Here is a 25,961-nt window from a genome sequence, read left to right as displayed (position 1 = left end):
ACGCATGTGCGGAATCGTCGGATACGTCGGAGAACGCTCGGCCCTCGACGTCGTCATGGGCGGGCTGAGGCGGCTCGAGTACCGCGGCTACGACTCCGGCGGCGTCGCTCTGGTCAGCGACGGGACGATCGCCTGGGCCAAGAAGGCGGGCAAGCTGGTCAACCTCGATCGCGAGCTCGAGCAGCGTGGAGCGATGCCCGCCGCCACCACGGGCATCGGCCACACCCGCTGGGCCACGCACGGTGCTCCCAACGACGTCAACGCCCACCCGCACCTCGATGCCGCCGGTCGCGTCGCGGTGGTGCACAACGGCATCATCGAGAACTTCGCCGTGCTGCGCGCCGAGCTCGAGGCCGACGGCGCCGAGATGCTCTCCGAGACCGACACCGAGGTCGTCGGGCACCTGGTCGCCCGCGAGCTGCAGCAGGTCGACGACCTCCCAGAAGCCGTTCGCCGCGTGTGCCGCCGGCTCGAGGGCGCCTTCACCCTCGTGATCTCCGACGCCCAGCATCCCGAGGTCGTGGTCGGTGCCCGCCGCAACTCCCCGCTCGTGGTGGGTCGCGGTGACGGCGAGAACTTCCTGGGCTCTGACGTCGCCGCCTTCATCGAGTACACCCGCGACGCCGTCGAGCTCGGCCAGGACCAGGTGGTCGCCATCACGCGCGACGGCATCGAGGTCACCGACTTCGACGGCGCACCGGCCGAGACCACCGAGTACCACGTCGACTGGGACGTCTCGGCGGCCGAGAAGGGCGGCTACTCGTGGTTCATGCTCAAGGAGATCGCCGAGCAGCCGCAAGCCGTCGCCGACACGCTCCTGGGGCGCCACAACCAGCAGGGTCTGCTGCAGCTCGACGAGATGCGGTTGTCCGACGACGAGCTGCGCGAGGTCGACAAGGTCATCATCGTGGCGGCCGGCACCTCGTTCTACGCCGCGATGGTGGCCAAGTACGCCATCGAGCACTGGACCCGCACCCCCTGCGAGGTCGAGCTGGCCTCGGAGTTCCGTTACCGGGACCCGATCCTCGACCGCTCGACGCTGGTCGTGACGATCAGCCAGTCCGGCGAGACCATGGACACCCTCATGGCCATCCGGTACGCGCGCCAGCAGCGTGCGCGGGTGCTGTCGATCTGCAACACCAACGGGTCGACCATCCCGCGTGAGTCCGACGCGGTCATCTACACCCACGCCGGCCCTGAGATCGCCGTCGCCTCCACCAAGGGATTCCTCGCCCAGGTCGTGGCGTGCTACCTGCTCGCGCTGTACCTGGCGCAGGTCAAGGGCACCAAGTACGGCGACGAGATCGGCAGCATCATCGGCGAGCTGGAGAAGATCCCGGCGGGCATCCAGCGGATGCTCGACGACGGCGACCAGGTGCGCAAGCTCGCGGCCGAGCTGTCCGGATCGCGCTCCATCCTGTTCCTCGGCCGGCACGCCGGGTACCCGGTGGCCCTCGAGGGTGCGCTCAAGCTCAAGGAGCTGGCCTACATCCACGCCGAGGGCTTTGCGGCCGGGGAGCTCAAGCACGGGCCCATCGCCGTCATCGAGGAGGGCCTGCCGGTGTTCGTGATCGTCCCGCCCAAGGGCCGCGACCAGCTGCAGGAGAAGACCATCAGCAACATCCAGGAGATCCGGGCTCGCGGCGCCCGCACCATCGTGCTGGTCGAGGACGGCGACGACGACGTCGTTCCCTATGCCGACCACCTGATCCGCCTGCCGCGCGTGCCGACCCTCATGCAGCCGCTGGTGGCCACCGTGCCGCTGCAGATCTTCGCGTGCGAGTTCGCCGAGCAGCTCGGCCACGACGTCGACCAGCCGCGGAATCTGGCCAAGTCCGTGACGGTGGAGTGATGGCGATCCACGGCATAGGTGTCGACGTCGTCGACCTGGCGCGCTTCACCGAGACGCTGGAGCGCACCCCCACCATGCGCAGCCGGTTGTTCACCCCCGCGGAGCGCGACCTGCCCATCGAGTCGCTCGCCGGAAGGTTCGCCGCCAAGGAGGCGCTGGCCAAGGCCATGCGGGCACCGGCCGGTCTGTCCTGGCAGGACTTCGAGGTGGTCAACTCGGCCCAGGGTGCCCCGGAGTTCAGCCTGCTCGGCTCGGCCCCCGACCGGCTGCGCGAGCTCGGCATCACCGAGATCCATCTGTCGATCTCGCACGACACCACGGTGGCCACGGCCTTCGTGGTGGCCGAGTGCTGACAGCGCACTCGGTCGCGCAGATCCGCGCCGCCGAGGAGGCGCTCGCGGCAGTCACGGGATGGGACGCCCTCATGCAGCGGGCCGCCCGCGGCCTGGCCGACTCGCTGGAGGCGATCGCGCCCGGAGAGCTGGTCCTGATGCTGATCGGCCCCGGCAACAACGGCGGCGATGCGCTGTTAGCAGCGACCCACCTCCTCGACCGCGGCGTACGGGTCGACCTGTGCCTGCTCGACACCGACCACGTGCACGCCGAGGGGCTGGCCGCGGCGCTGTCGGCGGGAGCGCAGGTCGTCGAGGAACCGGCAGGCCACCGCACCTGCATCGACGCCGTCTTCGGGATCGGCGCGCGGCCGGGGCTGTCCGGGCGGGCGGCGCAGTGGGCGGACTGGATCGAGCGGACACGTCCGTTCACCGTGGCCGTCGACGTGCCCTCGGGCATCGACGTCGACGCAGGCACCCTGCCCGAGCGCGCCGTCGAGGCCGACGCAACGGTCACCTTCGGTGCGCTCAAGCCCGCCCTGCTGCTGGGTCCGGCCGCCGCCCTGGCCGGCGACGTCACGGTGATCGACATCGGCCTGGGTCCGTACCTGGCCGAGCCGGTCGTCGAGACGATCGAGGCGAGCGACGGCGCCCTGCTGCTGGACGCCCTCGGCCCCACCGACGGGCACAAGTACTCGCGCGGCGTCGTCGGCATCTGCGCCGGCTCGCCGACCTACGCCGGGGCTGCACATCTGTGCGTCGCCGGGGCCCAGGCGGGCCCGGCCGGCATGGTGCGCTTCCTGGGCGCCGACGACCTGCCCGCGCGAGTCGTCGACCGTGCACCCGAGGTCGTGGCGGGTCGAGGCCGTGTGCAGGCGTGGGTCGTCGGACCCGGTGGCGACGACACCGTGGGCGACTCGCTGCGCGACCTGCTCGGCGACGGTGTCGCCATGGTCGTCGACGCGACCGCGCTGCAGCACCTGCCCGAGACCTCGCCCGCGCCGATGGTGCTCACGCCCCACGCGGGCGAGCTGGCCCAGATGCTGGGTCTGGAGCGCGCCGAGGTCGAGGCCGATCCGCTCGGCCACGCGCGAGAGGCGAGCCAGCGATGGGCCAGCACCGTGCTGCTCAAGGGCCAGCGCACCGTGATCGTGTCGCCCGACGGGCGGGTGCGGGTCAACCGCAGCGGCACTCCGTGGCTCGGCACGGCCGGCGCAGGCGACGTGCTGGCCGGGCTGATCGGGTCCTTGCTCGCCGCCGGACTCGAGCCGTTCGACGCCGCGTCGCTGGGTGCGTTCCTGCACGGCGCCGCCGCGGTCGCCGCGGGTGGTCCGCTGACGGCGTCGGACGTCGCCTCACACCTTCCCTCCACGATCGGGGCGTTCCTCGACGCGACCCTGACCGACGTGCTGCGAGAGCATTGGGCATGAGCTCACCTCAGGCCGAGGCCGTCGTCGACCTCGACGCCTACCGGGCCAACGTGCGGGCACTCGCCGCGTGCGCACCGTCGTCGCAGCTGATGGCCGTGGTCAAGGCCAACGCGTACGGACACGGCACCGGCCCGATCGGTCGTGCCGCTCGCGAGGCCGGGGCCGACTGGCTCGGCGTCGCGACGGTCGCGGAGGCCCTCGCGCTGCGCCACGGCGGCGACACCGGCCCGGTGCTGTGCTGGCTGGCCGCTCCCGACGAGGACGTCGCAGCCGCGGTGGCCGCAGACGTCGAGGTCACCGCGTCGTCGGTCGACCAGCTCGACCAGATCGTCGCCGCCGGATCCCGCCCGCGCGCGCAGCTCAAGGTCGACACCGGCCTGTCCCGCAACGGCGCCCGTGGCGAGGACTGGTCCCGCCTCGTCGCCGCGGCAGCCGTCCACCAGCGTGCGGGACGCGTGGAGATCACGGGCGTCTGGTCGCACTTCGCGTGCGCGGACGAACCGGACCACCCGGCCAACGCGGAGCAGGAACAGGTGTTCGCGGCGGCTGCCGACGAGGTGACGGCCGCAGGTCTGCATCCCGGCCTGCGGCACCTCGCCAACTCTCCGGCCACCCTGACGCGTCCGTCGTCGCACCTCGATCTGGTGCGGGTCGGCATCGCCACCTACGGGATCAACCCGGCACCCGGCCTGGCGCACGACGTCGAGCTCGCGCCCGTCATGACGCTGCGGGGGCGACTGGCGGCGGTCAAGCGGGTGCCTGCGGGGACCGGCGTCTCGTACGGCCACACCTTCACGACCGATCGCGAGACCACCCTGGGCCTGGTGCCGCTGGGCTACGGCGAGGGCGTCCCGGTCACCGGCTCGGGGAGCCTGTCCGCGGGGCTTCGCGGCGAGCGCGTGCGGCAGGTCGGCCGCGTCTGCATGGACCAGATCGTCGTCGACCTCGGCGATCGGGAGGCGAGGCGGGGCGACGTCATCACCCTGTTCGGCCCGGGCGCCGACGGTGAGCCGACGGCCGAGGACTGGGCCGTCGCAGCAGGCACGATCGGGTACGAGATCGTGACCCGCATCGGTGGTCGGGTCGTCCGCACCTATCGTGGAACCCGATGAATCGGACCACCCGCCTCGCTGCGACGGCCGGCGCCTTCGTGGCGACGGGAGTCGCCGCGACCCTGTTCAACGGTCGGGTCCAGACCGCCCGTCGACTCCGCCGCGGGGAGGACACCCCGTTCGGCTCGGTGCACTCGACACCGCTGTCGGTCACCGCCCACGACGGCGTGCAGCTGAACGTGGAGGTCGACGAGGCCGACCGCAAGACACCGGTCGTCATCTTCGTGCACGGGTGGGTCTGCACCCTGGACGCCTGGCACTACCAACGCCTCGCGATGCGCGGGGAGGTCCGCCTGGTCCTGATGGACCTGCGATCCCACGGAGCGTCGGGCCGCTCGGGTCCGAGCAGCTCGTCGCTGTCCGACCTCGCGCAGGACCTCGCCACCGTGATGGAGCAGGTCGCGCCCCGTGGACCGGTCATCCTCGTCGGTCACTCCATGGGTGGCATGGCGATCATGCAGCTGGCCGTGGACGACCCTGACCTGTTCGAGCGTCGAGTGCGCGGGGTGGTGCTGATCAGCACGAGCTCGGGCCGCCTCATGCGTGGCAGTCCGGCGCTGCGGCGTCTGGTGCCCGTCCTGCGGGTCGCCGGCCCGGTCCTGGAGTGGGGACGGTCGTTCAACAGCTTCTCGCTGATCAAGCGGTGGGGGCTCGGTCCACACGCCCAGGAGCGACACGTCGACATGACCGACGAGATGCTGCTGCGCGCACCCCTGCACGTGCTGCTCGACTTCTACCCGAACTTCGTCGGGCTCGATCTCACCCCCGGTCTGAAGGTCGTGGCCTCGGCGCACACCACCGTCGTGTGCGGCAGCGAGGACCAGCTGACGCCGTTGGCGCACAGCCGTCGCCTGGTCGAGGACATCCCCGGTGCGCGGCTGGTCATCGCGGAGGACGCGGGCCACATGGTGATCTTCGAGGAGCACGAGATGGTGACCGAGGCGATCGAGGCGATCGTCGACGAGGTCCGGAAGGACGCCGCATGACCGCCCTCAACGTCATCGATGCAGGTCCCGAGCACGCCGAACAGGTCCTCGACGTCATCCGCCGCTCGTTCGGCGCCCGCCGGGTGCTCGATCCGCCCTCGACCGCCCTCGACGAGACCGTCGAGTCGGTGCGCGAGGTGCTCGCCGGACCGGGCGGCCTGCTCGTGCAGCGCCGCGACCACCCGATGGGTGCGCTGCTGTTCGACGAGAGCCGCTCCGGACTCCTGGGCCTGCGGCGCGTGGCCGTCGACCCCGACCTGCAGGACCGCGGCGTCGCCTCGGCCATGGTCGGCGTCGCCGAGGACACCGCCGAGGAGCGCGGCAAGGACGGCATCTGGTTGCACGTGCGCGAGGAGCTGCCCGAGACGGTCCAGTTCTGGACGCGCCGCTTCTATCACCCGGTCCGTCAGGACGGCGCCCTCATCGAGTTCCGCAAGACGCTCTGGCTCTCGCGGGAGGTGCCGACCCCGGACCTGATGAAGGACCTCGCGCGGCGCGTGGCCCGCCTGCTCAGCCCCGGCGACCTGCTGGTGCTGTCCGGAGACCTCGGAGCCGGCAAGACCACGTTCACCCAGGGCCTGGGAGACGCGCTCGCGGTTCGCGGACCGGTCACGTCGCCCACGTTCGTGCTCGCTCGCGAGCACCCGTCGTTGGTCGACGGACCCGGGCTGGTGCACGTCGACGCCTACCGGCTGGGCGATGCCGCCGAGCTCGACGACATCGACCTCGACGCCACGGCGGACAGGTCCATCACCGTGGTCGAGTGGGGCGACGGCATGGCCGAGCAGCTCAACGACAGCTGGCTGTGGGTGCGCATCGAGGTGCGTGGCCCTCGGCCGATCGACCCGTTGGGCACGCCGCACGAGGGCGAGGTCGAGCCGCCACCGGGCGAGGACGTGGCGCCGCGCGTGGTCACCATCAAGCCGCGCGGACCTCGCTGGGCGGGCGTGCCGCTGCGATCCACCGTGCTGGCCGACTCCTCCGACGACGACTGATCGGTGCATCGCGCAACCAGTCGCTAGCCTCGACGGCATGTGGGTGCTGCACCAGATCGCTGACGCGTTGGCGTCGGCAGGCACGATGGCCTGGCGGATCGGCTGGTCGCTGATCCTCGGCTTCGCCCTCTCGGCCGTCGTGCAGGCGGTCGTGCGACGTGAGGCGATCACCCGAGCCCTCGGCGGCAGCGACGTCGCCAGCACCGCACGTGCCACCGGGCTGGGTGCTGCGGCCTCGTCGTGCTCCTACGCCGCGGTCGCGCTGGCGAGGACGCTGTTCCGCAAGGGGGCGAAGCTTCGGATCGGCCATGGTCTTCCAGATCTCGTCGACCAACCTGGTGCTCGAGCTCGGCATCGTGATGTGGCTGCTGCTCGGGTGGCGATTCGCGCTGGCAGAGTTCATCGGCGGGCCGTTGATGATCGTCATGGTGGCGCTGGTCTTTCGGTACCTCGTGTCCACGCAGCTGGTCGACGCCGCGCGCGACCAGGCCGAGAAGGGCCTCACCGGCTCGATGGAGGGGCACGCGTCCATGGACATGTCGGTGGACGGCGAGGGGTCCTTCGCGCAGCGACTGTTCAGCTCCCGGGGCTGCACCGCGGTCAGCCACATCTTCGTGATGGAGTGGGGCGCCGTGCTGCGTGACGTGCTCCTCGGCATCCTCATCGCCGGGTGCGTCGAGGCGTGGGTGCCGACGTCGTTCTGGGAGGCGGTGTTCTTCAGCAACGATCCGACGACCGCGGCGATCGTCGGTCCGCTGGTGGCTCCCGTGATCGCGGTGTTCAGCTTCGTGTGCTCGGTGGGCAACGTGCCGCTGGCGGGCGTGCTGTGGAACTCCGGCATCAGCTTCGGTGGCGTGATGTCGTTCATCTTCGCCGACCTGATCATCGTGCCGATCATCGTGATCTACCGGAAGTACTACGGCACGGCGATGGCCCTGCGCATCGTGGCGTGGTTCTACGCCACGATGGTCGCCGCTGCCTACCTGGTCGAGCTGATCTTCGGCACCACCGGCCTGACGCCCACGGAGCGCGACGCCAAGGTCGGTGCCGAGGGCCTGAGCTGGAACTACACGACCTGGCTCGACATCGCGTTCGCCCTGCTCGCCGTCGCGCTGGTCGCTCGCTCGTTCCGCAACGGCGGCCGCGAGATGCTCGGCATGATGGGCGGCAGTCCCGATGCGGCCCGATAGGCTCGTCGGGTGCTCCTGCTCGCGTTCGACACCGCCACCGCCGCCATCACCGCCGCCGTCCACGACGGCACGTCGGTGGTCGGCGAGGCATCGGCCACCGGTGCCATGGCGCACGGTGAGCAGCTGGCCCCGATCATTCGCGACGCCCTGGCGCAGGCGGGGGCCTCGATGTCGGATCTGACCGACGTCGCGGTCGGCGTGGGACCGGGGCCGTTCACCGGCCTTCGTGTCGGGGTGGTCACCGCACTGACCCTGGGGTCGACGCTCGGTCTGGCCACGCACGGCGTGTGCACGCTCGACGTCATCGCCGCGGACGTCGACGCCGACGGCGAGTTCCTCGTCGCCACGGACGGGCGGCGCAAGGAGGTCTACTGGGCACGCTTCGGCGCGGACGGGACGCGCCTCGACGGCCCTCAGGTCCACGCGCCGGCCGACCTCGCTCGCCTGCACCCCGGCCTGCCGGCGTACGGACCCGGTGCCGCGCTGTACCCCGAGGTGCTCGACGCCCGCGGCGACCTGGTGCCGCGAGCGGCTGCGTTGGCCGAGCTCGTCGCGGCCGGCCGTCACGTCGATCTGCCGCTGGAGCCGCTGTACCTGAGGCGGCCGGACGCCCAGCCGCGTCCTGCGTGAGCCCTGCGACATGATCAGGCCGGCCACCATCGAGGACCTGCTGGGGCTCCTGGCTCTCGAGGTCGAGTGCTTCGGCGCGGCCTCCTGGGGTGCGCCGTCCATCGAGCGCGCCATCGTCGACCGGGCCCAGGACGTGCTCGTCACCTCGACGGCCGAGGCGTACGGCATCGTCCGCGTGGTGGACGGCACGGCCGACCTCGACCGCATCGCGGTCCACCCGGTGGTGCGACGCCAGGGCGTTGCCCGCGGCATGATCGACACTCTCCTGGCCCATGCCGTTCGTCGAGGCGCCACCCGCATGATGCTGGAGGTCGCCGCCGACAACACCGCTGCCCTCGCGCTGTACGACTCCACCGGCTTCGTCGAGATCCATCGGCGTCGCCGCTACTACTCCGACGGGGTCGACGCGGTGGTCATGGAACGACCGCTCGCCGGCTGACCGGTTGCCATCGAGTACCGCTTGCCGATTGAGTGCTGCGTGCGAGGCTGGGCGCATGACCGAGACGCCTGACACCTTCCCCGACGGTACTGACGGACCTGACCAGGACGCCATCTTCGACGACCCCGACGAGACGCTCGACTCGGGCTACTCGCCGCCGGAGAAGCTACCGCGGCGAGGGCTTCGGCACGACGGCCGACGAGGCACTCGAGGGCGAGTCGCTCGAGCAGCGCATCGCGCAGGAGGTGCCGGACGCCGACCCCTACGCCGAGCAGGCCGAGCAGGTCGGCGGCGAGGTCGGGCGTGAACGAGCCGGCCGGCTGGTCGACCCTGACGAGGGCACCGGAGAGGACACCGAGTCGGACCTGGTCGGTGAGGACGTCGGCATCGACGGCGCAGCCGCCAGCGCCGAGGAGGCTGCCGTCCACGTGGTCGACGACGACGCCTGAACAGACTGAGCGCGGGTGAGGTGGGGCCGGGCGAGTCCGTCGGCCGGTCGCCTCGGTCGCTCGTTCCTCGCTCCCTCACGGTCGCTTCGCTCCCTGGCGAGCGGGCTGTGCCGCACGGAGCGGGGGCGCGTCGATTGCTGTGCACCCGCGCGAGCGGGCTGGTCGCCAGGGAGGCCGTCTGCGGCCGACCGTGAGCGGAGCGAGGCGACGGTGAGCCGACGGGCTTGGGCGGGTGTGTTGGCCTCGGGTCGCCTCGGTCGCTCGTTCCTCGCTCCCTCACGGTCGCTTCGCTCCCTGGCGAGCGGGCTGTGCCGCACGGAGCAGGGGCGCGTCGATTGCTGCGCTCCCTGGCGAGCGGGCTGGTCGCCAGGGAGGCCGTCTGCGGCCGACCGTGAGCGGAGCGAGGCGATGGTGAGGTGGGGCTGGGCGAGTCCGTCGACCTCGGGTCGCCTCGGTCGCTCGTTCCTCGCTCTCTCACGGTCGCTGCGCTCCCTGGCGAGCGGGCTGGTCGCCAGGGAGGCCGTCTGCGGCCGACCGTGAGCGGAGCGAGGCGATGGTGAGGTGGGGCTGGGCGAGTCCGCCGGCCTCAGGTCGCCTCGGTCGCTCGTTCCTCGCTCCCTCACGGGCGCTGCGCTCCCTGGCGAGCGGGCTGGGCCGCACGGAGCTCGAGCCCGTCGACTGCTGTGCTCCCCGGGGAGCAGGGCTTACACTCGCGCTGCCGCTGATCCGCGAATGGGTACTGTGATCGAATGCGCGATCTCACGTACCCAGCCACGATCCTGACCGCCAAGACGTTGTTCAAGGCGCTCGGGATGAGGTTCCAGATGTCGGGCACCGAACACATCCCGCGCACGGGTGGCGCGATCCTCGCCGCCAACCACATCGGCTACGTCGACTTCATCTTCGACGGCCTCGCGGCACAGCCGAGCAAGCGGCTGGTGCGATTCATGGCCAAGAAGGAAGCGTTCGAGCACAAGATCTCCGGGCCGCTCATGCGGTCGTACCACCACATCTCGGTGGATCGCGACAACGGCGAGCAGAGCTACCGCGACGCCGTCGACTACGCGCGGGGCGGCGAGATCGTCGGAATCTTCCCGGAGGCCACCATCAGCCGCTCCTTCGAGATCAAGGAGCTCAAGACCGGTGCCGTGCGGATGGCCGCCGAAGCCGGGGTGCCGCTGATCCCCATGGTCACGTGGGGCACCCAGCTGCTCAAGACCAAGGACCACGAGGCCGACCTGACGGGGCGCGGCAAGACCATCGGTCTGCACGTCGGCGCGCCGCTCGAGGTGACGGGTGAGGATCCCGTCGCCGAGACCCAGCGGCTCCGCGACGCCATGAGCGCGCTGCTCGACCACGCGATCGAGCAGTACCCGATCAGCCCGGAGGGACAGTGGTGGGCGCCCGCCCGGCACGGCGGCACCGCGCCGACCTTGGAGCAGGCGAAGAAGATGGACGACGAGGAGTACGCCGCCCGGGCGGCTCGTCGCGCAGCGAAGGAGCAGTCATGAAGGCAGTCATCGGATCCACCGTCGTCGCCGAGGCCCCCACCGAGGACCTCGTCAAGATCGAGGGCAACTGGTACTTCCCGCCGTCGAGCCTGACCGAGGGCGCGTTCGAGAAGAGCCCCACCCAGTACCGCTGCCCGTGGAAGGGCGACGCCCAGTACTGGAACGTGGGCACCGGAGACGACGTGCTCGCCGACGGCGGCTGGTCGTACCCCGAGCCGATCCCCTCGTCGTTCGAGCGCGTGGGCACCGACTACAGCGGCTACGTCGCGTTCGACCCCAGGGTGACCGTCTCGGAGTGACGGTGTCGCGCTGACAAGCGACGGCGCACCACCGTGTCGAGCCGCAGTCCGATCAGCAGCAGGACGATGGCCGCGGCGCCGTCGAGCCACCAGTGGTGCCCGGTGGCCGCCACGACGAGCACCGTGATCGGCAGGTGCGCGAACGCCACCCATCTCCACGGGCTGCGTGAGGCCGCGACCGCGCCGAGCGCCACGACGGCGGCCCAGCCGACATGGATGGACGGCATCGCCGCGAACTGGTCGCCCACGGCGGACCCGGGCGGACCGTACACGTCGAACCCGTAGCGCTGGGACAGGTCGACGAAGCCCAGCTCGGGGATGAATCGCGGCGGCGCCACGCGCACGAAGTGCAGGAACAGCGAGGCGCCGGTCAGGAACGCCAACCCGTTGCGCCAGTGCGGATAGTGGTCGCGGTGGCGCACGAACAGCCAGATCATGAACACGACGAGCGCCGGAACGTGGGCGATGGCGTAGTAGGCGTTGCAGAACCGGGCCAGCCAGTCCAGGTGCAGCACGGCCTCCTGCACCGATCGCTCCGTCGGCAGGTGCAGCGCCTGCTGGATCGCGTCGATGTCGCGGGCGCGGTCGAGTGCTCCCGCCTCGTGGGTCAGCGGGAGGCGGAACCCCAGCCGCCACAGGGCGTACAGGCCGCTGATCAGGGCCAGCTCCCGCAGCGTCGGTGCGAACGACGTGGGGTGGGTCCGTCGGGTGAGCAGCCAGCCGACCAGGCACACGGCCGTCACCACGGACGCCTGCTGCCACGTCACCCACTGCACTCGTCGATGCTAGGCCGTCCGGTCCGCCGTCGCCGGGTCGGTCGGCCGACAGGTCTGCGTGCGCCTGCCACAATGATGCTGTGTCTGAACCGCTGGTGATGGGGATCGAGTCCTCGTGCGACGAGACCGGTGTCGGCATCGTGCGCGGCACCGAGCTGCTGGCGCACGCTCTCAGCTCGAGCATGGACGAGCACGTCCGGTTCGGTGGGATCGTCCCGGAGGTCGCCAGTCGCGCGCATCTCGAGGCGATGGTCCCCACGCTCGAGCAGGCCTATGCCGAGTCGGGCGTCCGCGTGCAGGACGTCGACGCCATCGCCGTCACCTCGGGCCCGGGTCTGACGGGTGCACTGCTCGTGGGTGTCGCCGCCGCCAAGGCCCTCGCGCTGGCGCACGACAAGCCGCTCTACGGCGTCAACCACCTCGCGGCCCACGTGGCCGTCGACCAGCTCGAGCACGGCCGGTTCGACCGACGGGTGGCCGCCCTGCTGGTGTCGGGCGGGCACACCGAGCTGTTGCTGGTCGACGACATCGCCTCGGACATCACGCTGCTCGGCCAGACCATCGACGACGCGGCCGGCGAGGCCTTCGACAAGGTGGCGCGGTTGCTCGACCTGCCCTATCCCGGCGGACCGCACATCGACCGCGAGGCGCGTGAGGGCGACCCCACCGCCGTGGCGTTCCCGCGCGGGCTCACCCAGGCCAAGTACCAGGACAGCCACCGCTACGACTTCTCGTTCTCCGGCCTCAAGAGCGCCGTGTCGCGCCACGTGCAGCACGAGCAGCGCATGGGTCGGCCGGTGCCGGTCGCCGACATCGCGGCGTCGTTCCAGGACGCGGTCTGCGACGTGCTGACGGCCAAGGCCGTCGCTGCGTGCCGCGAGCACGACGTCGACACGTTGATCGTCGGCGGGGGAGTGGCGGCCAACGGGCGACTCCGGGCGATGGTCGAGGAGCGGGCGCAGGCAGCCGGCATCGAGGTGCGGATTCCCCGCATCGGGCTGTGCACGGACAACGGCGCGATGGTCGCTGCGCTCGGCGCCGAGGTCGTGCGTCGAGGACACCCGGCGTCGTCGCTGGACCTGCCGGTCGACTCCGGGATGCCCGTCACGCAGGTCGTCGCCGTCTGACATGCGTGCTCACCGACAGCGTGACCCGCGTCGTCGGCTGATCGCCGCTGCGGTCGCCGTGCTCGTGGTCGCCAGCGCCGTTGCGGCCGGAGCCGTGGCACTCGGCCGCAGCGGGGAACCGCAGGCGGCCGCCTCCTCCGCCGCGATCCCCACACCGTCGGCGTCCGCGACCCCCGTCGAGCCGGAAGGATGGGGCCCGACCGCCGACGAGCGTGCGAGAGCCGAGCGGCTCGCGAACGACCTCAGCCTGGCGGACCTGGCCGGGCAGCTGATCGTGGCACGACACTTCGGCAACGACTCCTCGCTCGCACTGCTGCGCGACAAGCACTTCGCGGGGGTGATGGTCACCGGTGACCGCATCCTCGACGTCACCACGACCGACCCGCTGTCGGTCGTCACCTCCTTCAACGACCAGATGCGGGCTGTCGGGGCCGAGCGGGGCGTTCCGGTGATGATCCCGATCGACCAGGAGGGCGGTCTGGTCGCACGACTGAAGGCGCCGCTGACACCCTTCCCGACCTTCATGTCCGCCGGTGCCGCCATCGCCGGAGACCCCACCGCGGGCGCCGAGGCGGTCACCGCCGCCTCCCGTGCCTCGGGTGCCGAGCTGCGGGCGGCGGGCTTCAACACGGTGTTCGCGCCCGATGGTGACGTCACCATCGGTCCGGAGGATCCGATCATCGGCACCCGTTCGGCCGGCTCGGACCCCAAGACCGTGGCCGACGCCGTCGTCGCCGCGATCACCGGCTACGGCGAGGCAGGGATCATCTCGGTCGTCAAGCACTTCCCGGGCCACAACGTCAGCACCGACAGCCACCGCGGACTACCTGTGCTGGACAGCAACGCGCAACGCCTGCGCACCCACGACCTCGTGCCGTTCGAGGCCGCGATCGGCGACCGTGTGCCCGGCATCATGACCGGGCACCTCGACGTCCCCTACATCGACAAGGGGGTGCCGGCGTCGGTGTCGCGCAAGGTGATCACCACGGGTCTGCGCGAGAACCTCGGCTACGACGGACTCGTGGTCAGCGACTCGCTCGGCATGGGTGCGGTGATGAACCGGTACCCGGGTGGAGAGGCCGCCGTGGAGGCCATCAAGGCCGGCAGCGACCTCGCGCTGATGCCGGCCGACAACCTGGCGGCCTACGACGCGATGCTCGCGGCACTGAAGTCCGGCGACCTCCCCGAGGCGCAGGCGCGGGCGTCGGCCGCGCGCACCATCGCCTGGGTGCTGCACGCCGACGCCTCACCCACGCTGCCGGGCGACGCGGGCTCGCACGTCGAGCAGTCGCAGGCGCTGAGCGCAGCCGCCGTGACCGTGGTGGCGAAGCCCTGCGACGACGCCGCGCCACCCACGGCGTTCCGCCCGTTCGGGCCGAGTGGCGCCGTCGCCGCCTTCTCGCAGGCCGCCTCCGAGGCGGGAGTCAGCCTGGGGTCCGGGCCGTCGGTGCAGCTGCTCGGCCAGACGTCGGCGGCCGGATCCGCCGACGTCGTCGTCACGACCGACCGTCCCTACCCGTTGCAGTACAGCCGGGCGGCCACCAAGGTCGCGCTCTACGGTTCCGACGTCCCGGCCATGCGTGCGCTCATCGACGTGCTCACGGGCAAGGCCGAGGCGGGCGGCAAGCTGCCCGTCGACGGCGTCGACGTCCAGACCTGCTGACCACCGGCTGCGCTGCCGGCCTCACGGCCCCGGGTGGCGTGGCGCCCCGGTCCTCGCCCATCGCCTCATCGCGCCTGACGTCGACTGAACCGCACCACGTCACCGGGCCGCGCCTGTGCGAGCCGGTCGAGGTCTCGATCGACGACGACGCCGATGACGGGATAGCCGCCGGTCACCGGATGGTCCGGCCCGAAGACGATGGGCTGCCCGTCGGAGGACACCTGGATGCTCCCGCGCACGCAGGGCTCGCTGGGCAGCTCGTCGTCGCGGGACCGCTCCAACCGTGGTCCGTCGAGGCGCACGCCGACACGGTCCGACGACGCCGAGACGGTCCAGCCGGTGGTGAGCAGGACGGTGGTCGCCGCGGGCGTGAACCAGTCGTCGCGCGGTCCGAGCACCACGCCGACCGTCAGGTCACCGGTGCGCGTCAGGGCGGGGACGTCGGGAAGGTCCGGCACGGGCCGGGCAGGTCCGACGCCCAGCTCGTCGCCGGCCGCGATCGGGGCGGGTCCGAGGCCCGAGAGCGTGTCGGTGGACCGTGATCCCAGCTCGTCGGGCGAGTCGAATCCGCCGCTGACGCCGAGATAGGCACGTAGTCCGGACACGACCGGACCGATCCGCAGCTGCTGCCCGGCGCGGAGCGGGACCGCGCGCCCGTGCGCGGCCGGACGTCCGTCGATCGTCAGGGGTCCGACCGCTCCGGTCACGGCGATCGTGTGGTCCTCGGTCGCGGTGACCACCAGTCCGCCGAGCAGGACCTCCACGACGGGGGACCCGGTGCCGTTGCCGAGCAGCCGGTTGACCTGACGCAACGCTCCGCGGTCGAAGGCGCCGGACGGGCTGACCCCCATCGAGCCGAGTCCGGGCCGTCCCGCGTCCTGCAGCAGCGAGCGGGCGCCGGGCTGCTCCACCGTCAGGCTCATCGGACCGCCACGAATCGCACGACGGTGCCGGGTTGCAGCAGGGCGGCCGGCTCGCGGGTCGAGTCCCACATGGCGAGGTCGGTGCGGCCGACGAGCTGCCAGCCGCCGGGGGAGGAGCGGGGGTAGACGCCGCTGAACTCGCCGGCCAGACCGACGGCCCCGGCCGGCACCGAGGTGCGTGGCGTCGATCGACGGGGCACCTGCAGGCGGGCGTCGCCGTCGACGAGATAGGAGAAGCCGGGCGCGAAGCCACCGAAGGCGGCGGTCCAGGGGGTGTCGGTGTGGGCCGCGATCACCTCGTCCGTGCTCAGGTCGGTCAGCCGGGCGACCTCGTCGAGATCCTCCCCGTCGTAGACCACGGGAACCTCGATCTCGGAGCCGCCGAGCGCCTCGAGGTCGTCGACCGGCGAGGTGCTGCGGACCAGGTCGCGCAGACGCCCCGGGTCTCCGCGCAGGAGCACCGTGCGCGCACCCATGACCAGGTCATCGACCTCGCGACGGAGTGCGGCGTGCCAGCGGCGTGCCTCGTCCAGGCTCTCGCAGTCCAGCAGCAGGGCATGGTCGCCGCAGGGCAGCAGGTTCACGGGGCGAACCCGGTCAGCCGGTGCCCGGCGGCCTCCAGTGCAGCGCGGACGGCCCGCGCCATCTCCAGGGCGCCCGGGGTGTCGCCGTGCACGCAGATCGACTCGACCCGATCGGTGAGACGAACCGCCTGCGCGGCCGCGGCTCCGGGATCCTCCAGAAGTGCTCCCGGCTCGCTGCGCGGCACGAGCGCTCCGTCACCGGTGTATCCGCGGTCGGCGAATCCCTCGGGCACCACCTGCAGCCCCTCGGCGGCGGCGATCCGCAGCACCGCGCTGTCCGGCAGGCCGAGGATGGGCAGTCCGTACGGCACGACAGCCTCGACCACGGCCGTCGCCTGTCGTTCGTCGTGGACGATCGTGTTGTAGAGCGCACCGTGCGGCTTCACGTACGACACGTGGCCCCCCACGTCGTCGGCCCAGGTCATCAGGTCGTCGAGCTGGGCGCGCAGGGTGTCGATCAGCTCACCGTCGCTGGGGTCCATCGGCCGCCTACCGAATCCCTCGCGATCGGGGTAGCCGACCTGGGCTCCCACGACGACTCCGGCCTCGAGGCACGCCTCGACCGTCGCCAGCGACAGCCCCGCGTCGCCCGCGTAGGCGCCGCAGCACACGTTGGCGCTCGTGACGATCTCCAGCAGCGCCCGATCGGCCCCGGACTCCCACTGCTCGGTCGACTCACCTAGGTCAGCGTTGAGGTCCATGCCCCGAATTTTGCGGGATCAAGCACCGATTGGACACCGTGAAACGGTGCTTGGGCCCGCAAAATTCGGTCAGTGGCGCTCGACGAGGAAGGCGCGACCGGAGCCCTGCACGCGGGTCATGATCACGAGAGCGCTGTTGGGGCCCTTCAGCTTGAGCCGCTTGACCACCTGCTCCGGGACGATCTCCACGCCGCGCTTCTTGATGGTCAGGGTGCCGATCCGACGCACCTGCAGAGCCGCCCTGAGGGGCTTCTCGCGGAACGGGAAGCTCCTCGATGATCCGGAATCCGCGCGCGAAGGGGGTCTGGACCTGGGCGTCGGCGCTGACGTAGGCGATGTGCGAGTCGGGGAGCCAGCCGCCGATGGTCGCCGAGAACTCGCTGACCAGGCCCGCGCGGATCACGGCGTCGTCCGGCTCGTACAGGTGGGCACCGATGTCGGCGACCGCCGCCGGCTCGGCCGAGGCGATGAGCGTCGCACTGGATCCGCGGGAGAGGACGGTCGCCCGCCGGGTGGCACTCGCGAACGGCGCGCCCCACAGGCACGCCTCGACCAGGTCTCCGCCGTCGCTGACCCACTCCGCCTCGACACCCTCGGGCACGTCGGCGTGCGCCAGGCCCGGCATCACCTTGGCCACGGCACGACCGGCCAGCTGGCGGCGCACCCACGACCACGACGGCTGCAGGTCCGCGGTCGAGAAGGTCCGTCCGCGGCCGTCGCGCCGGGCCGGGTCGACGAACGCGACCTCGCCGCCGGCGATCACGGCCTCCTCGGCGTCACCGACCTCGACCCTGCCGTCGATGCCGGCCGCGGCCAGGTTCGCCGCCGCGATCGCCGCGCGGACCGGATCCCTCTCGATGCCCCGCACCCGCAGCCCCGCCCGTCCGAACGCGAGCAGGTCGCCCCCGATGCCGCAGCCGAGATCGACCACCGACGTCGCGCCGGTGGCGGCCAGGCGGGTCGCGCGGTGATCGGCCACGGACGCGCGCGTGGACTGCTCCAGCGCGTCGTGGGTGAAGTACAGGTCGGCAGCGGCAAATCCGAACTTGGCCGCGGCCTTGCCGCGCAGGTGGTTCTGGGTGACGGCGGCCGCGACCAGGTCGGGCGCCCAGGTCTTGCGCAACCGTGTCCCGAGGCCCAGATCGCTCTCGACCCCGGCGCAGCGGGCGATCTCCTCGAGCAGCATCTGACCCGCCGGCGTCACCAGCTGCTCGAAGGTCTCCACGTCCATCGAGCAATCTTCCCAGCGCGACCGCCCACGTCATCAGCGGGCCGAGCGCAGCGAGTCGAGACGGCCGGGCGACGCCGCCGGAATTAGCACTCTCTTGGGGCGAGTGCCAGCGGCGTGCTAGATTTCAAGACGGCGACAGTCGTCGCCCAACTGTCCGTGTTCCACGCTGAAAGGGGAGGTCGACATCGTGTCGGTCACCATCAAGCCGCTCGAGGATCGCCTGGTCGTCCAGGCCGCCGAGGCAGAGCAGACCACCGCATCCGGTCTGGTCATTCCTGACACCGCCAAGGAGAAGCCCCAGGAGGGCACCGTCGTCGCGATCGGCCCCGGCCGCATCGACGACAACGGCAACCGCGTCCCGCTCGACATCGCTGTCGGCGACAAGGTGCTGTTCAGCAAGTACGGCGGCACCGAGGTCAAGCACGGCGGCGAGGAGTACCTGATCCTCTCGTCGCGCGACGTCCTCGCCATCGTCTCCTGACGTGACGCCCCGATCTCTCCCCGGAGAGGTCGGGGCGCTGCAGGTCCGCCCTGCACCGATCCACCCCACGTCTCTTCTGCCCACGTCATTTCTGTAAGGAATCGCATGCCCAAGATCCTGGAATTCGACGAGAACGCCCGCCGCGCCCTCGAGCGCGGCGTCGACAAGCTCGCCGACACCGTCAAGGTCACCCTCGGCCCCAAGGGCCGCTACGTCGTGCTCGACAAGAAGTGGGGCGCCCCCACGATCACCAACGACGGCGTCACCGTCGCGCGTGACATCGAGCTCGACGACCCGTTCGAGAACCTCGGCGCCCAGCTCGCCAAGGAGGTCGCCACCAAGACCAACGACGTCGCGGGTGACGGCACCACCACCGCCACCGTGCTGGCGCAGGCCATGGTCCACGAGGGCCTGCGTGCCGTCGCCGCCGGCGCCAACCCGGTCGGCCTCAAGAAGGGCATCGAGGCGGCCGTCGCCGCGGTCACCGAGAAGCTGCACGAGATGGCGCGCGACGTCGACGACATCAAGGACATGACCGACGTCGCCACCGTGTCGTCGCGTGACGCGGTCATCGGCGCCCTCATCGCCGAGGCGTTCGACAAGGTCGGCAAGGACGGCGTGATCACCGTCGAGGAGTCCAACACCATGGGCACCGAGCTGGAGTTCACCGAGGGCATGCAGTTCGACAAGGGCTACCTGTCGCCGTACATGGTCACCGACACGGAGCGCATGGAGACCGTCCTCGACGATCCGTACATCCTCGTGCACCAGGGCAAAATCTCGGCGATCGCCGACCTGCTGCCCGTGCTCGAGAAGGTCGTGCAGGCCGGCAAGGCGCTGTTCATCATCGCCGAGGACATCGAGGGCGAGGCGCTCTCGACCCTGGTGGTCAACAAGATGAAGGGCACCTTCACCTCGGCCGCCGTCAAGGCCCCGGCCTTCGGCGACCGTCGCAAGGCCATGCTGCAGGACATCGCCACCCTCACGGGTGCCGAGGTCATCACGCCCGACGTCGGTCTCAAGCTCGACACCGTCACGCTCGACGAGCTGGGCACCGCGCGCCGTGTGGTCATCACCAAGGACAACACCACGATCATCGACGGCGGCGGCGACGCTGCCGAGGTCGACGGCCGGGTGGCGCAGATCAAGGCCGAGATCGACAACACCGACTCGGACTGGGACCGCGAGAAGCTGCAGGAGCGCCTGGCCAAGCTGGCTGGCGGCGTCTGCGTCATCAAGGTCGGCGCGGCCACCGAGGTCGAGCTCAAGGAGAAGAAGCACCGCATCGAGGACGCCGTCTCGGCGACCCGCGCGGCCATCGAGGAGGGCATCGTCGCCGGCGGCGGCTCGGCCCTCGTCCACGCGGTCTCCGTGCTCGACGACAGCCTCGGCCTCGTCGACGACGAGGCGGTCGGTGTGCGCATCGTCCGCATCGGCGCCGACGCCCCGCTGGAGTGGATCGCCCGCAACGGCGGCGTCTCCGGCGAGGTCGTGGTCAACAAGGTCCGCGAGAGCGGCCAGGGCTACAACGCGGCCACCGAGGAGTACGGCGACCTGGTGTCGCAGGGCGTGCTCGACCCGGTCAAGGTCACGCGCTCCGCGCTGGCCAACGCCGCGTCGATCGCCGCCATGCTGCTCACCACCGAGACCCTCGTGGTCGACAAGCCGGCCGACGAGGACGAGGACTCCCACGCGGGCCACAACCACTGATCGGTTGACCTCTCACGAGCGCCGCTCGCCCCTCGGGGCGGGCGGCGTTCGTGCGTCGTCGGCCATGATGGGCGCATGCGGCCCCTGCGGTACTCGATCAACGTCAGCCTCGACGGCTGTGTCGACCACGCCTCCCCGGCGTTCCAGCCCGGGCCCGAGGTGCACCAGCACGCGGCTGAGTGGATGGCGCGCTCCGACGTGGCACTGTTCGGCCGGGTCACGTACGAGCTGATGGAGGCGTGGCGACCGGACGAGCAGGGTGACCTCGCGGCGTGGGTCGAGCCGTGGATGGAGCCGTTCGCCCGCACCATCGGCGCGATGCCCAAGATCGTCGTGTCGAGCACGCTGCCGGCCGACGCCGGCTGGAGCGCCGAGGTGGTGGACGGCACCGACCTCGAGCCGATGGTGCAGGCGCTCAAGGCACAGCCCGGAGACGGCATCGCTCTGGGTGGCGTCACGCTCGCGCTGGCCCTGGCCGACCTCGGGCTGATCGACGAGTACCAGCTGGTCGTGCACTCGGCGGTGGCCGGTCACGGACCGCGGCTCTTCGACGGCCTGTCGACGCCCCTCCGGCTGGAGCTGGTGGAGCAGACCGAGGTGGCCCGCGGGGTGACGGCGCAGGTCTACGTGCCCGCTGGCTAACCTCGCCACGTGAGCACTCCTGACTACTCCGCACACGACTTCTCCGGCCTGCGTGAGGAGCTGGGGCTCCCGCCGTTGGAGCGCACCGACGAGTTCCCGGCCGACGTGCTCGCCGAGGCCGAGCAGATCGCGAAGGCGCCCCCGGTGGCGACCGAGGACCTGACGGACCTGCCGTTCGTGACGATCGACCCGCCCGGTTCGCTCGATCTCGACCAGGCGATGCTTCTCGAACGCTCCGGTGACGGCTTCATCGTGCGGTACGCCATCGCCGATCTCGGATCGGCCCTCCCGCTCGGAGGTCCGGTCGATCTGGAGGCCCGTCGCCGCGGCGAGACGATCTACCTGCCCGATGGTCGCGTGCCGCTGCACCCGCCGGTGCTGTCCGAGGGCTCGCTCAGCCTGCTGCCGGACCAGGTGCGTGGTGCGGCGGTGTGGACCATCGAGGTGGGCGGGGACGGCACCCTCGGCGCGGCGTCGGTGCGTCGGGCTCTGGTGACGTCGGTCGCGCGCCTCGACTACGCCACCGTGCAGACCGGTGCCGACGCCGAGGCGCTGCACCCGTCGATCGAGCCGCTCGGCGACCTCGGACGCGTGCGTCGGGCCCTGCGCCTGGCTGCTGGCGCCATCGACCTCGCGCTGCCCGAGCAGTCCGTCGTGGCCGATGGCGACGACTGGGCGCTGCGGATCGAGCCGCGCACGGAGGCTGACAGCTGGAACGCCGAGATCTCGTTGCTCACGGGCATGGCGGCTGCCGACATGATGCTCCGGGCGGGTGTCGGGCTGCTGCGCACCCTCCCGAAGCCGCAGGCGGCTGACATCGCGACGTTCCACCGCGTCGCGGCCTCGCTCGGGTTCGCGGGCGACGAGGGCGCCACGCCCGGCGAGGTGCTGGCGGCCGTCGACCCGACGCAACCGGCGGCGATGGCACTGATGACCCATGCCACCCGCATGCTGCGCGGCGCCGGTTACGTCGCCTTCGACGGCACCAAGCCTGAGGTGTCGACCCACGCCGGGGTCGGCGGCGCGTACACCCATGTGACGGCGCCGTTGCGCCGGCTGGTCGACCGGTTCACCACCGAGGTGTGCCTCGCGCTCAGCGCTGGGGAGGAGATCCCCGCTGACGTCCGGTCAGCCCTGCCGGAGATCGCCGACGCGATGGGCAGCAGCGGTCACCGCGCGTCGGCGGCGGACCGCGAGTCGATCGATCTCGTCGAGACCTGGATCATGCGCGCTCGGCGGGGGGCGACGTTCGAGGCGGTGGTGGTGGAGTCGTCACAGGACGATGCCGAGATCATCATCGCCGACCCGCCGGTGGAGGGCACATGTGTGGGCTCAGGGCTCACCGACGGCAGCACCGTGTCGGTGCGCGTGCGAGACATCGACGACGAGAAGCGCGCCGTCACCTACGAGGTCGCCCTCGACCCACCTGCCTGAGGTGGGTCAGACCATGCGCAGGGGGGCGAGCCCACCCAGCACGATGTCGAGCTTGCGGCCGTACCAGCCACGTCCGGCCATGAACTCGTCGGAGTCGTAGGCCTTCAGCGTGTCGCTGCCGGCGTCGCCGACGGCGGACCGACCCGCGCGGCGCAGACGCGCCTGGTCGGCCGAGGCGTTGAAGGTGACACTGATGACGAAGCTCACCGCGACGGCGGCGTCCTCGGGGGTGAAGCCGTCGCGCGTCAGCTGGGCCACGTAGGTCTCGATCAGCTTGATCGACGTGGGTGCGGCTTGCGAGGCCGTCAGCGAGGCGCGGTCGAGACCGGGGAACTTGTCGCACAGCTCCCACAGGCTCTCGCCGATGGCGCGCAGCAGCTGTTCCCAGGGCTGATCGGCGTCCGGCCACTCGATCGTGTTGACCGCGCGGTCGATGGCGGTGGTCAGCAGCGCCTCGCGATCGGCCACGTAGCGGTACAGGCCGGAGTGGGCGACGCCGAGCCGGCGGGCCACTGACGGCATGCTGAAGGTGTCGACTCCGTCGTCGAGCGCAGCCTGCGCGATCTGCTCCACGGTGAGGGCTCGGGGGCGCCCTGGCTTTCGTTGCATGTCCTGAGGATACTCCCGGTATCCGATCATGCGCGGGCTTCCACATGAGGACAGGCTGTGAATTTGTCCCGGCTACGATGAACGCATGGAGCAGACGGGCATCCCTGACAAGTTCGCCGCACTCGGTCTCACCTACGACGACGTGCTGCTGCTGCCGGGCATGTCGGACCTGAACCCGGCCGACATCGACACCACGTCGCGGCTCACGCGCGAGATCAGTCTGAACGTGCCGTTGATCAGCGCGGCCATGGACACCGTCACCGAGTCGCGCATGGCGATCGCGATGGCCCGCCAGGGCGGAATCGGTGTCCTGCACCGCAATCTGTCGCTGGAGGACCAGGCCTACCAGGTCGATCTGGTGAAGCGCACCCAGACCGGCATCATCTCCAATCCCGTCACGATCGGACCCGACGCGACCCTTGAGGAGCTCGACCGCATCTGTGGCGAGTACCGGGTCTCGGGCCTGCCGGTGGTCGACGAGGGCAACACGCTGCTGGGCATCATCACCAACCGCGACCTGCGCTTCACCCCGGTGGCGGAGTGGGCGACCACCAAGGTCGACGAGATGATGACCCGGATGCCGCTGATCACCGGCCACGTCGGCATCTCGCGCGAGGACGCCACGCTGCTGCTGCGCAAGCACAAGCGCGAGCGACTCCCGCTGATCGACGAGGACGGCCGGCTCGGGGGCCTCATCACCGTCAAGGACTTCGTCAAGGGCGAGCAGTTCCCCCATGCCTCGTACGACGCCGACGGTCGCCTCATGGTCGGTGCCGCGATCGGCTACTTCGGCGATGCGTGGGAGCGCGCCACGACCTTGATCGAGGCCGGTGTCGACGTGCTCGTGGCGGACACCGCCCACGGCCACGTCCGCCTGCTCCTGGACATCGTGCAGCGCCTCAAGACCGACCCCGCCACGCGCCACGTGCAGGTCATCGGCGGCAACGTCGCCACCCGCGAGGGCGCCCAGGCGTTCGTCGACGCCGGGGCCGACGCCGTCAAGGTCGGCTTCGGGCCCGGTTCCATCTGCACCACTCGTGTGGTCACCGGCTGCGGCGTCCCCCAGATCACCGCCGTCTATGAGGCGTCGCTCGCGTGCCGCCCGGCGGGCGTGCCGGTCATCGCCGACGGCGGACTGCAGCAGAGCGGCGACATCGCGAAGGCCATCGTCGCCGGTGCCGACACCGTCATGATCGGATCGATGCTCGCCGGCGTCGAGGAGTCGCCGGGCGAGGTCGTGTTCGTCAACGGCAAGCAGTTCAAGGCCTACCGGGGCATGGGGTCGCTCGGCGCCATGAGCAGCCGGGGCAAGAAGTCGTACTCCAAGGACCGCTACTTCCAGGCCGAGGTCACCAGCGACGACAAGATCGTCCCCGAAGGCGTCGAGGGGCAGGTCGCCTACCGCGGCCCGCTGTCGGCGGTCGCGCACCAGCTGATCGGTGGCCTGAACCAGTCGATGTTCTACGTGGGCGCGCGCACCATCGACGAGCTGCAGGACAAGGGCCGGTTCGTGCGCATCACCTCGGCGTCGCTCAAGGAGAGCCACCCGCACGACATCCAGATGACCGCCGAGGCGCCGAACTACTCGAGCCGCTGACCCACGCTGCGAGCCCGCCGGGTCGGACGCCGGCGCACCGGCCGGGCCCGGGACGCGTGGCGGGGTGCGCTCGAGTGGTGGCCGCGACTACCGTGACCAGGTGACCAGTCGCAACGTCGGTGTCTTCATCGATGCCGAGAACCTGTTCAAGGGCTACGGCAAGCTCGACATCCCCGACCTGACGATGGAGGAGATCCTCGAGCAGCTGGAGGCCGCTGCGTCGCGCGAGGCGGGAGCCGGCACCATCGCGGTGTCGCGCGCCTATGCGGACTGGAACGCGCTCGGCATCGAGGACTACCGGCGCGACGTCGAACGCGCCGGGGTCAAGACGGTGCAGGTGTTCTCGGCGGGCAAGGCCTCCAAGAACGCCGCCGACATCGAGCTCGTCGTGGACTGCCTGCGCTCGGCCGCGGACCTGGAGCAGCTCGAGGTGTTCGTCATAGTCTCGGCCGACGGCGACTTCGTTCCCCTGGTGCGCCGCCTGCACGAGCTGGACAAGTACGTCGTCGGCGCCACCCTCGCCTCGCACCCGGTCAACTCCCTGCTGGAGCGCGAGGTCGACCAGTACGTCGCCCTCAAGACCGCGCCACCGCCCCCGCCGGCAGCGGCCCTCCAGCCGATCTTCTCCGGTGACGGTCAGACCGTGCCGCCTCCGCCGCCCCCCAAAAGCTCAGAGCCGAAACACTCAGAGCCGAAGCGCTCGGAGCCGAAGTCGTCGGAGCCGAAGAAGGCTGATCCCAATAAGGATGAGCCCAAGCAGTCCGATCGGAAGAAGGCCGAGCCGAAGAAGGCCGAGCCGAAGAAGGCCGAGCCGAAGAAGGCCGAGCCGAAGAAGACCGAGCCGAAGAAGGATGGTTCCAGGAAGTCCGGTGGCAAGGTCTCGTGGCACGAGATGGCGCAGGAGATCTCGGTGGTGCACGAGGGCCCGGCCGCCTCGCCGGACGAGTACAAGGCGATCATCAAGCAGGTGCTGTCGGACCCCAAGGTGCGCAGCTTCTGCGACAAGCTGGCCAACGCCGGCGGCACCCTGCCGATCCTGGCCATGGCCATCAAGGCCGCGGCGCCGCAGGTCAGCCCGTCGGACGCGCGGGTCAGCTCGTTGTCGCGGGCGCTGCGGTTCGCGCTCGCGGGAACCCAGTACGCCCTGGCTCGCGAGAGCGACGACGTGCAGCCCGTGCTGGTGCGCCGCAACGACGACCCGGCCGGCATGTTGCCGGATCTGTCGCTGGACGACATCGAACGTGGCGTGCAGTAAGCA

General features: G+C 71.0%; 26 protein-coding genes and 1 pseudogene. 21 read left to right on the top strand and 6 right to left on the bottom strand.

All coding sequences use genetic code 11. The features are described from left to right. Window positions 1–4: 4 nt before the first annotated feature. The 13 genes and pseudogenes from glmS (at window position 5) to AC0L5F_RS06930 (ending at window position 11,225) form a co-directional block, all read left to right on the top strand. Complete coding sequence (glmS, locus tag AC0L5F_RS06990; protein WP_473315900.1) at window positions 5–1,852, top strand: glutamine--fructose-6-phosphate transaminase (isomerizing); 1,848 nt, start codon at window positions 5–7, stop codon at window positions 1,850–1,852. Next, complete coding sequence (locus tag AC0L5F_RS06985) at window positions 1,852–2,205, top strand: holo-ACP synthase (protein WP_473315899.1); 354 nt, start codon at window positions 1,852–1,854, stop codon at window positions 2,203–2,205. Before glmS ends, AC0L5F_RS06985 begins: the two co-directional genes overlap by 1 nt. Next, complete coding sequence (locus tag AC0L5F_RS06980; RefSeq protein WP_473315898.1) at window positions 2,199–3,614, top strand: NAD(P)H-hydrate epimerase; 1,416 nt, start codon at window positions 2,199–2,201, stop codon at window positions 3,612–3,614. The genes AC0L5F_RS06985 and AC0L5F_RS06980 overlap by 7 nt, the downstream gene beginning before the upstream one ends. Beyond that, a complete protein-coding gene (gene alr, locus AC0L5F_RS06975) occupies window positions 3,611–4,726 on the top strand; it encodes an alanine racemase (protein WP_473315897.1) in 1,116 nt (371 codons plus the stop codon). Before AC0L5F_RS06980 ends, alr begins: the two co-directional genes overlap by 4 nt. Then, on the top strand, window positions 4,723–5,712 hold the full coding sequence (locus AC0L5F_RS06970) for an alpha/beta fold hydrolase (protein WP_473315896.1): 990 nt from the start codon (window positions 4,723–4,725) through the stop codon (window positions 5,710–5,712). Before alr ends, AC0L5F_RS06970 begins: the two co-directional genes overlap by 4 nt. Continuing rightward, complete coding sequence (gene tsaE, locus AC0L5F_RS06965) at window positions 5,709–6,707, top strand: tRNA (adenosine(37)-N6)-threonylcarbamoyltransferase complex ATPase subunit type 1 TsaE (RefSeq protein ID WP_473315895.1); 999 nt, start codon at window positions 5,709–5,711, stop codon at window positions 6,705–6,707. Before AC0L5F_RS06970 ends, tsaE begins: the two co-directional genes overlap by 4 nt. Before the next feature lie 37 nt (window positions 6,708–6,744). Further along, window positions 6,745–6,948, top strand: a pseudogene (locus tag AC0L5F_RS06960) (hypothetical protein); the annotation flags it as partial. A 67-nt stretch (window positions 6,949–7,015) separates the two neighbouring features. After that, window positions 7,016–7,897, top strand: coding sequence for a permease (locus AC0L5F_RS06955; protein ID WP_473316162.1), 882 nt, complete (start codon window positions 7,016–7,018; stop codon window positions 7,895–7,897). Window positions 7,898–7,906: 9 nt separating this feature from the next. Then, window positions 7,907–8,527 (top strand): tRNA (adenosine(37)-N6)-threonylcarbamoyltransferase complex dimerization subunit type 1 TsaB, encoded by a 621-nt coding sequence (gene tsaB, locus AC0L5F_RS06950; protein WP_473315894.1) that lies wholly within the window; start codon window positions 7,907–7,909, stop codon window positions 8,525–8,527. Between the two features lie 10 nt (window positions 8,528–8,537). Next, window positions 8,538–8,966, top strand: a complete 429-nt coding sequence (locus tag AC0L5F_RS06945; RefSeq protein WP_473315893.1) for a GNAT family N-acetyltransferase — start codon at window positions 8,538–8,540, stop codon at window positions 8,964–8,966. Between the two features lie 245 nt (window positions 8,967–9,211). Further along, a complete protein-coding gene (locus AC0L5F_RS06940; RefSeq protein WP_473315892.1) occupies window positions 9,212–9,415 on the top strand; it encodes a DUF5709 domain-containing protein in 204 nt (67 codons plus the stop codon). Window positions 9,416–10,164: 749 nt separating this feature from the next. After that, window positions 10,165–10,926 (top strand): lysophospholipid acyltransferase family protein, encoded by a 762-nt coding sequence (locus AC0L5F_RS06935; RefSeq protein ID WP_473315891.1) that lies wholly within the window; start codon window positions 10,165–10,167, stop codon window positions 10,924–10,926. Beyond that, window positions 10,923–11,225 carry a DUF427 domain-containing protein gene (locus AC0L5F_RS06930; RefSeq protein ID WP_473315890.1) on the top strand — a complete coding sequence of 101 codons (303 nt, stop codon included), beginning with the start codon at window positions 10,923–10,925 and terminating at the stop codon, window positions 11,223–11,225. The genes AC0L5F_RS06935 and AC0L5F_RS06930 overlap by 4 nt, the downstream gene beginning before the upstream one ends. Here AC0L5F_RS06930 and AC0L5F_RS06925 read toward each other — a convergent pair. Next, complete coding sequence (locus AC0L5F_RS06925) at window positions 11,186–12,001, bottom strand: phosphatase PAP2 family protein (protein WP_473315889.1); 816 nt, start codon at window positions 11,999–12,001, stop codon at window positions 11,186–11,188. The two genes, AC0L5F_RS06930 and AC0L5F_RS06925, sit on opposite strands and share 40 nt — an antisense overlap. A gap of 80 nt (window positions 12,002–12,081) precedes the next feature. Here AC0L5F_RS06925 and tsaD point away from each other — a divergent pair, with 80 nt between their 5' ends. Further along, window positions 12,082–13,128, top strand: a complete 1,047-nt coding sequence (gene tsaD, locus AC0L5F_RS06920) for a tRNA (adenosine(37)-N6)-threonylcarbamoyltransferase complex transferase subunit TsaD (RefSeq protein ID WP_473315888.1) — start codon at window positions 12,082–12,084, stop codon at window positions 13,126–13,128. 1 nt (window position 13,129) lies between these two features. Continuing rightward, a complete protein-coding gene (locus tag AC0L5F_RS06915) occupies window positions 13,130–14,791 on the top strand; it encodes a glycoside hydrolase family 3 protein (protein WP_473315887.1) in 1,662 nt (553 codons plus the stop codon). 65 nt (window positions 14,792–14,856) lie between these two features. On the opposite strand, the gene AC0L5F_RS06910 is transcribed toward AC0L5F_RS06915, so the two are convergent. From AC0L5F_RS06910 to AC0L5F_RS06895, 4 genes are read right to left on the bottom strand one after another with little or no spacing between them, the layout of a single operon-like run. Further along, complete coding sequence (locus AC0L5F_RS06910) at window positions 14,857–15,714, bottom strand: 5-oxoprolinase subunit C family protein (protein ID WP_473315886.1); 858 nt, start codon at window positions 15,712–15,714, stop codon at window positions 14,857–14,859. Next, on the bottom strand, window positions 15,711–16,298 hold the full coding sequence (locus AC0L5F_RS06905) for a 5-oxoprolinase subunit B family protein (protein WP_473315885.1): 588 nt from the start codon (window positions 16,296–16,298) through the stop codon (window positions 15,711–15,713). The genes AC0L5F_RS06910 and AC0L5F_RS06905 overlap by 4 nt, the downstream gene beginning before the upstream one ends. Next, window positions 16,295–17,008, bottom strand: a complete 714-nt coding sequence (locus AC0L5F_RS06900; RefSeq protein ID WP_473316161.1) for a 5-oxoprolinase subunit PxpA — start codon at window positions 17,006–17,008, stop codon at window positions 16,295–16,297. Before AC0L5F_RS06900 ends, AC0L5F_RS06905 begins: the two co-directional genes overlap by 4 nt. Continuing rightward, the gene (locus AC0L5F_RS06895) at window positions 16,983–18,230 is read right to left on the bottom strand and encodes a methyltransferase domain-containing protein (protein WP_473315884.1); all 1,248 of its coding nucleotides are present in this window, start codon (window positions 18,228–18,230) and stop codon (window positions 16,983–16,985) included. Before AC0L5F_RS06895 ends, AC0L5F_RS06900 begins: the two co-directional genes overlap by 26 nt. Window positions 18,231–18,417: 187 nt before the next feature. Between AC0L5F_RS06895 and groES the strand changes: the two genes are divergently transcribed. From groES to AC0L5F_RS06875, 4 genes are all read left to right on the top strand, one after another. Continuing rightward, on the top strand, window positions 18,418–18,711 hold the full coding sequence (groES, locus tag AC0L5F_RS06890) for a co-chaperone GroES (protein ID WP_473315883.1): 294 nt from the start codon (window positions 18,418–18,420) through the stop codon (window positions 18,709–18,711). Window positions 18,712–18,816: 105 nt separating this feature from the next. Then, window positions 18,817–20,421: a chaperonin GroEL gene (groL, locus tag AC0L5F_RS06885; RefSeq protein WP_473315882.1), complete on the top strand. Its 1,605-nt coding sequence runs from the start codon at window positions 18,817–18,819 to the stop codon at window positions 20,419–20,421. Window positions 20,422–20,496: 75 nt separating this feature from the next. After that, window positions 20,497–21,063: a dihydrofolate reductase family protein gene (locus tag AC0L5F_RS06880; protein ID WP_473315881.1), complete on the top strand. Its 567-nt coding sequence runs from the start codon at window positions 20,497–20,499 to the stop codon at window positions 21,061–21,063. Window positions 21,064–21,072: 9 nt separating this feature from the next. After that, window positions 21,073–22,497, top strand: coding sequence for an RNB domain-containing ribonuclease (locus tag AC0L5F_RS06875; protein WP_473315880.1), 1,425 nt, complete (start codon window positions 21,073–21,075; stop codon window positions 22,495–22,497). Window positions 22,498–22,503: 6 nt separating this feature from the next. On the opposite strand, the gene AC0L5F_RS06870 is transcribed toward AC0L5F_RS06875, so the two are convergent. Further along, on the bottom strand, window positions 22,504–23,106 hold the full coding sequence (locus AC0L5F_RS06870; RefSeq protein WP_473315879.1) for a TetR/AcrR family transcriptional regulator: 603 nt from the start codon (window positions 23,104–23,106) through the stop codon (window positions 22,504–22,506). An 85-nt stretch (window positions 23,107–23,191) separates the two neighbouring features. Between AC0L5F_RS06870 and guaB the strand changes: the two genes are divergently transcribed. Next, entirely contained in the window at window positions 23,192–24,703 is a 1,512-nt protein-coding gene (guaB, locus tag AC0L5F_RS06865) for an IMP dehydrogenase (protein WP_473315878.1), read from the top strand. A 100-nt stretch (window positions 24,704–24,803) separates the two neighbouring features. Continuing rightward, entirely contained in the window at window positions 24,804–25,958 is a 1,155-nt protein-coding gene (locus AC0L5F_RS06860) for an NYN domain-containing protein (protein WP_473315877.1), read from the top strand. The last annotated feature ends 3 nt before the right edge of the window (window positions 25,959–25,961 follow it).

It is taken from the genome of Aeromicrobium sp. 10G20-16 (assembly GCF_055809665.1).
Note: the sequence above shows the minus strand (reverse complement) of the source record. Positions and strands in the feature narration are given on the sequence as shown.

Coding starts and splice junctions, on each gene's coding strand:
- glmS (WP_473315900.1), top strand. CDS start 5: ATGTGCGGAATCGTCGGATACGTCGGAGAACGCTCGGCCCTCGACGTC.
- AC0L5F_RS06985 (WP_473315899.1), top strand. CDS start 1,852: ATGGCGATCCACGGCATAGGTGTCGACGTCGTCGACCTGGCGCGCTTC.
- alr (WP_473315897.1), top strand. CDS start 3,611: ATGAGCTCACCTCAGGCCGAGGCCGTCGTCGACCTCGACGCCTACCGG.
- AC0L5F_RS06970 (WP_473315896.1), top strand. CDS start 4,723: ATGAATCGGACCACCCGCCTCGCTGCGACGGCCGGCGCCTTCGTGGCG.
- tsaE (WP_473315895.1), top strand. CDS start 5,709: ATGACCGCCCTCAACGTCATCGATGCAGGTCCCGAGCACGCCGAACAG.
- AC0L5F_RS06955 (WP_473316162.1), top strand. CDS start 7,016: ATGGTCTTCCAGATCTCGTCGACCAACCTGGTGCTCGAGCTCGGCATC.
- AC0L5F_RS06945 (WP_473315893.1), top strand. CDS start 8,538: ATGATCAGGCCGGCCACCATCGAGGACCTGCTGGGGCTCCTGGCTCTC.
- AC0L5F_RS06935 (WP_473315891.1), top strand. CDS start 10,165: ATGCGCGATCTCACGTACCCAGCCACGATCCTGACCGCCAAGACGTTG.
- AC0L5F_RS06930 (WP_473315890.1), top strand. CDS start 10,923: ATGAAGGCAGTCATCGGATCCACCGTCGTCGCCGAGGCCCCCACCGAG.
- AC0L5F_RS06915 (WP_473315887.1), top strand. CDS start 13,130: ATGCGTGCTCACCGACAGCGTGACCCGCGTCGTCGGCTGATCGCCGCT.
- AC0L5F_RS06910 (WP_473315886.1), bottom strand. CDS start 15,714: ATGAGCCTGACGGTGGAGCAGCCCGGCGCCCGCTCGCTGCTGCAGGAC.
- AC0L5F_RS06895 (WP_473315884.1), bottom strand. CDS start 18,230: ATGGACGTGGAGACCTTCGAGCAGCTGGTGACGCCGGCGGGTCAGATG.
- groL (WP_473315882.1), top strand. CDS start 18,817: ATGCCCAAGATCCTGGAATTCGACGAGAACGCCCGCCGCGCCCTCGAG.
- AC0L5F_RS06880 (WP_473315881.1), top strand. CDS start 20,497: ATGCGGCCCCTGCGGTACTCGATCAACGTCAGCCTCGACGGCTGTGTC.
- AC0L5F_RS06870 (WP_473315879.1), bottom strand. CDS start 23,106: ATGCAACGAAAGCCAGGGCGCCCCCGAGCCCTCACCGTGGAGCAGATC.
- guaB (WP_473315878.1), top strand. CDS start 23,192: ATGGAGCAGACGGGCATCCCTGACAAGTTCGCCGCACTCGGTCTCACC.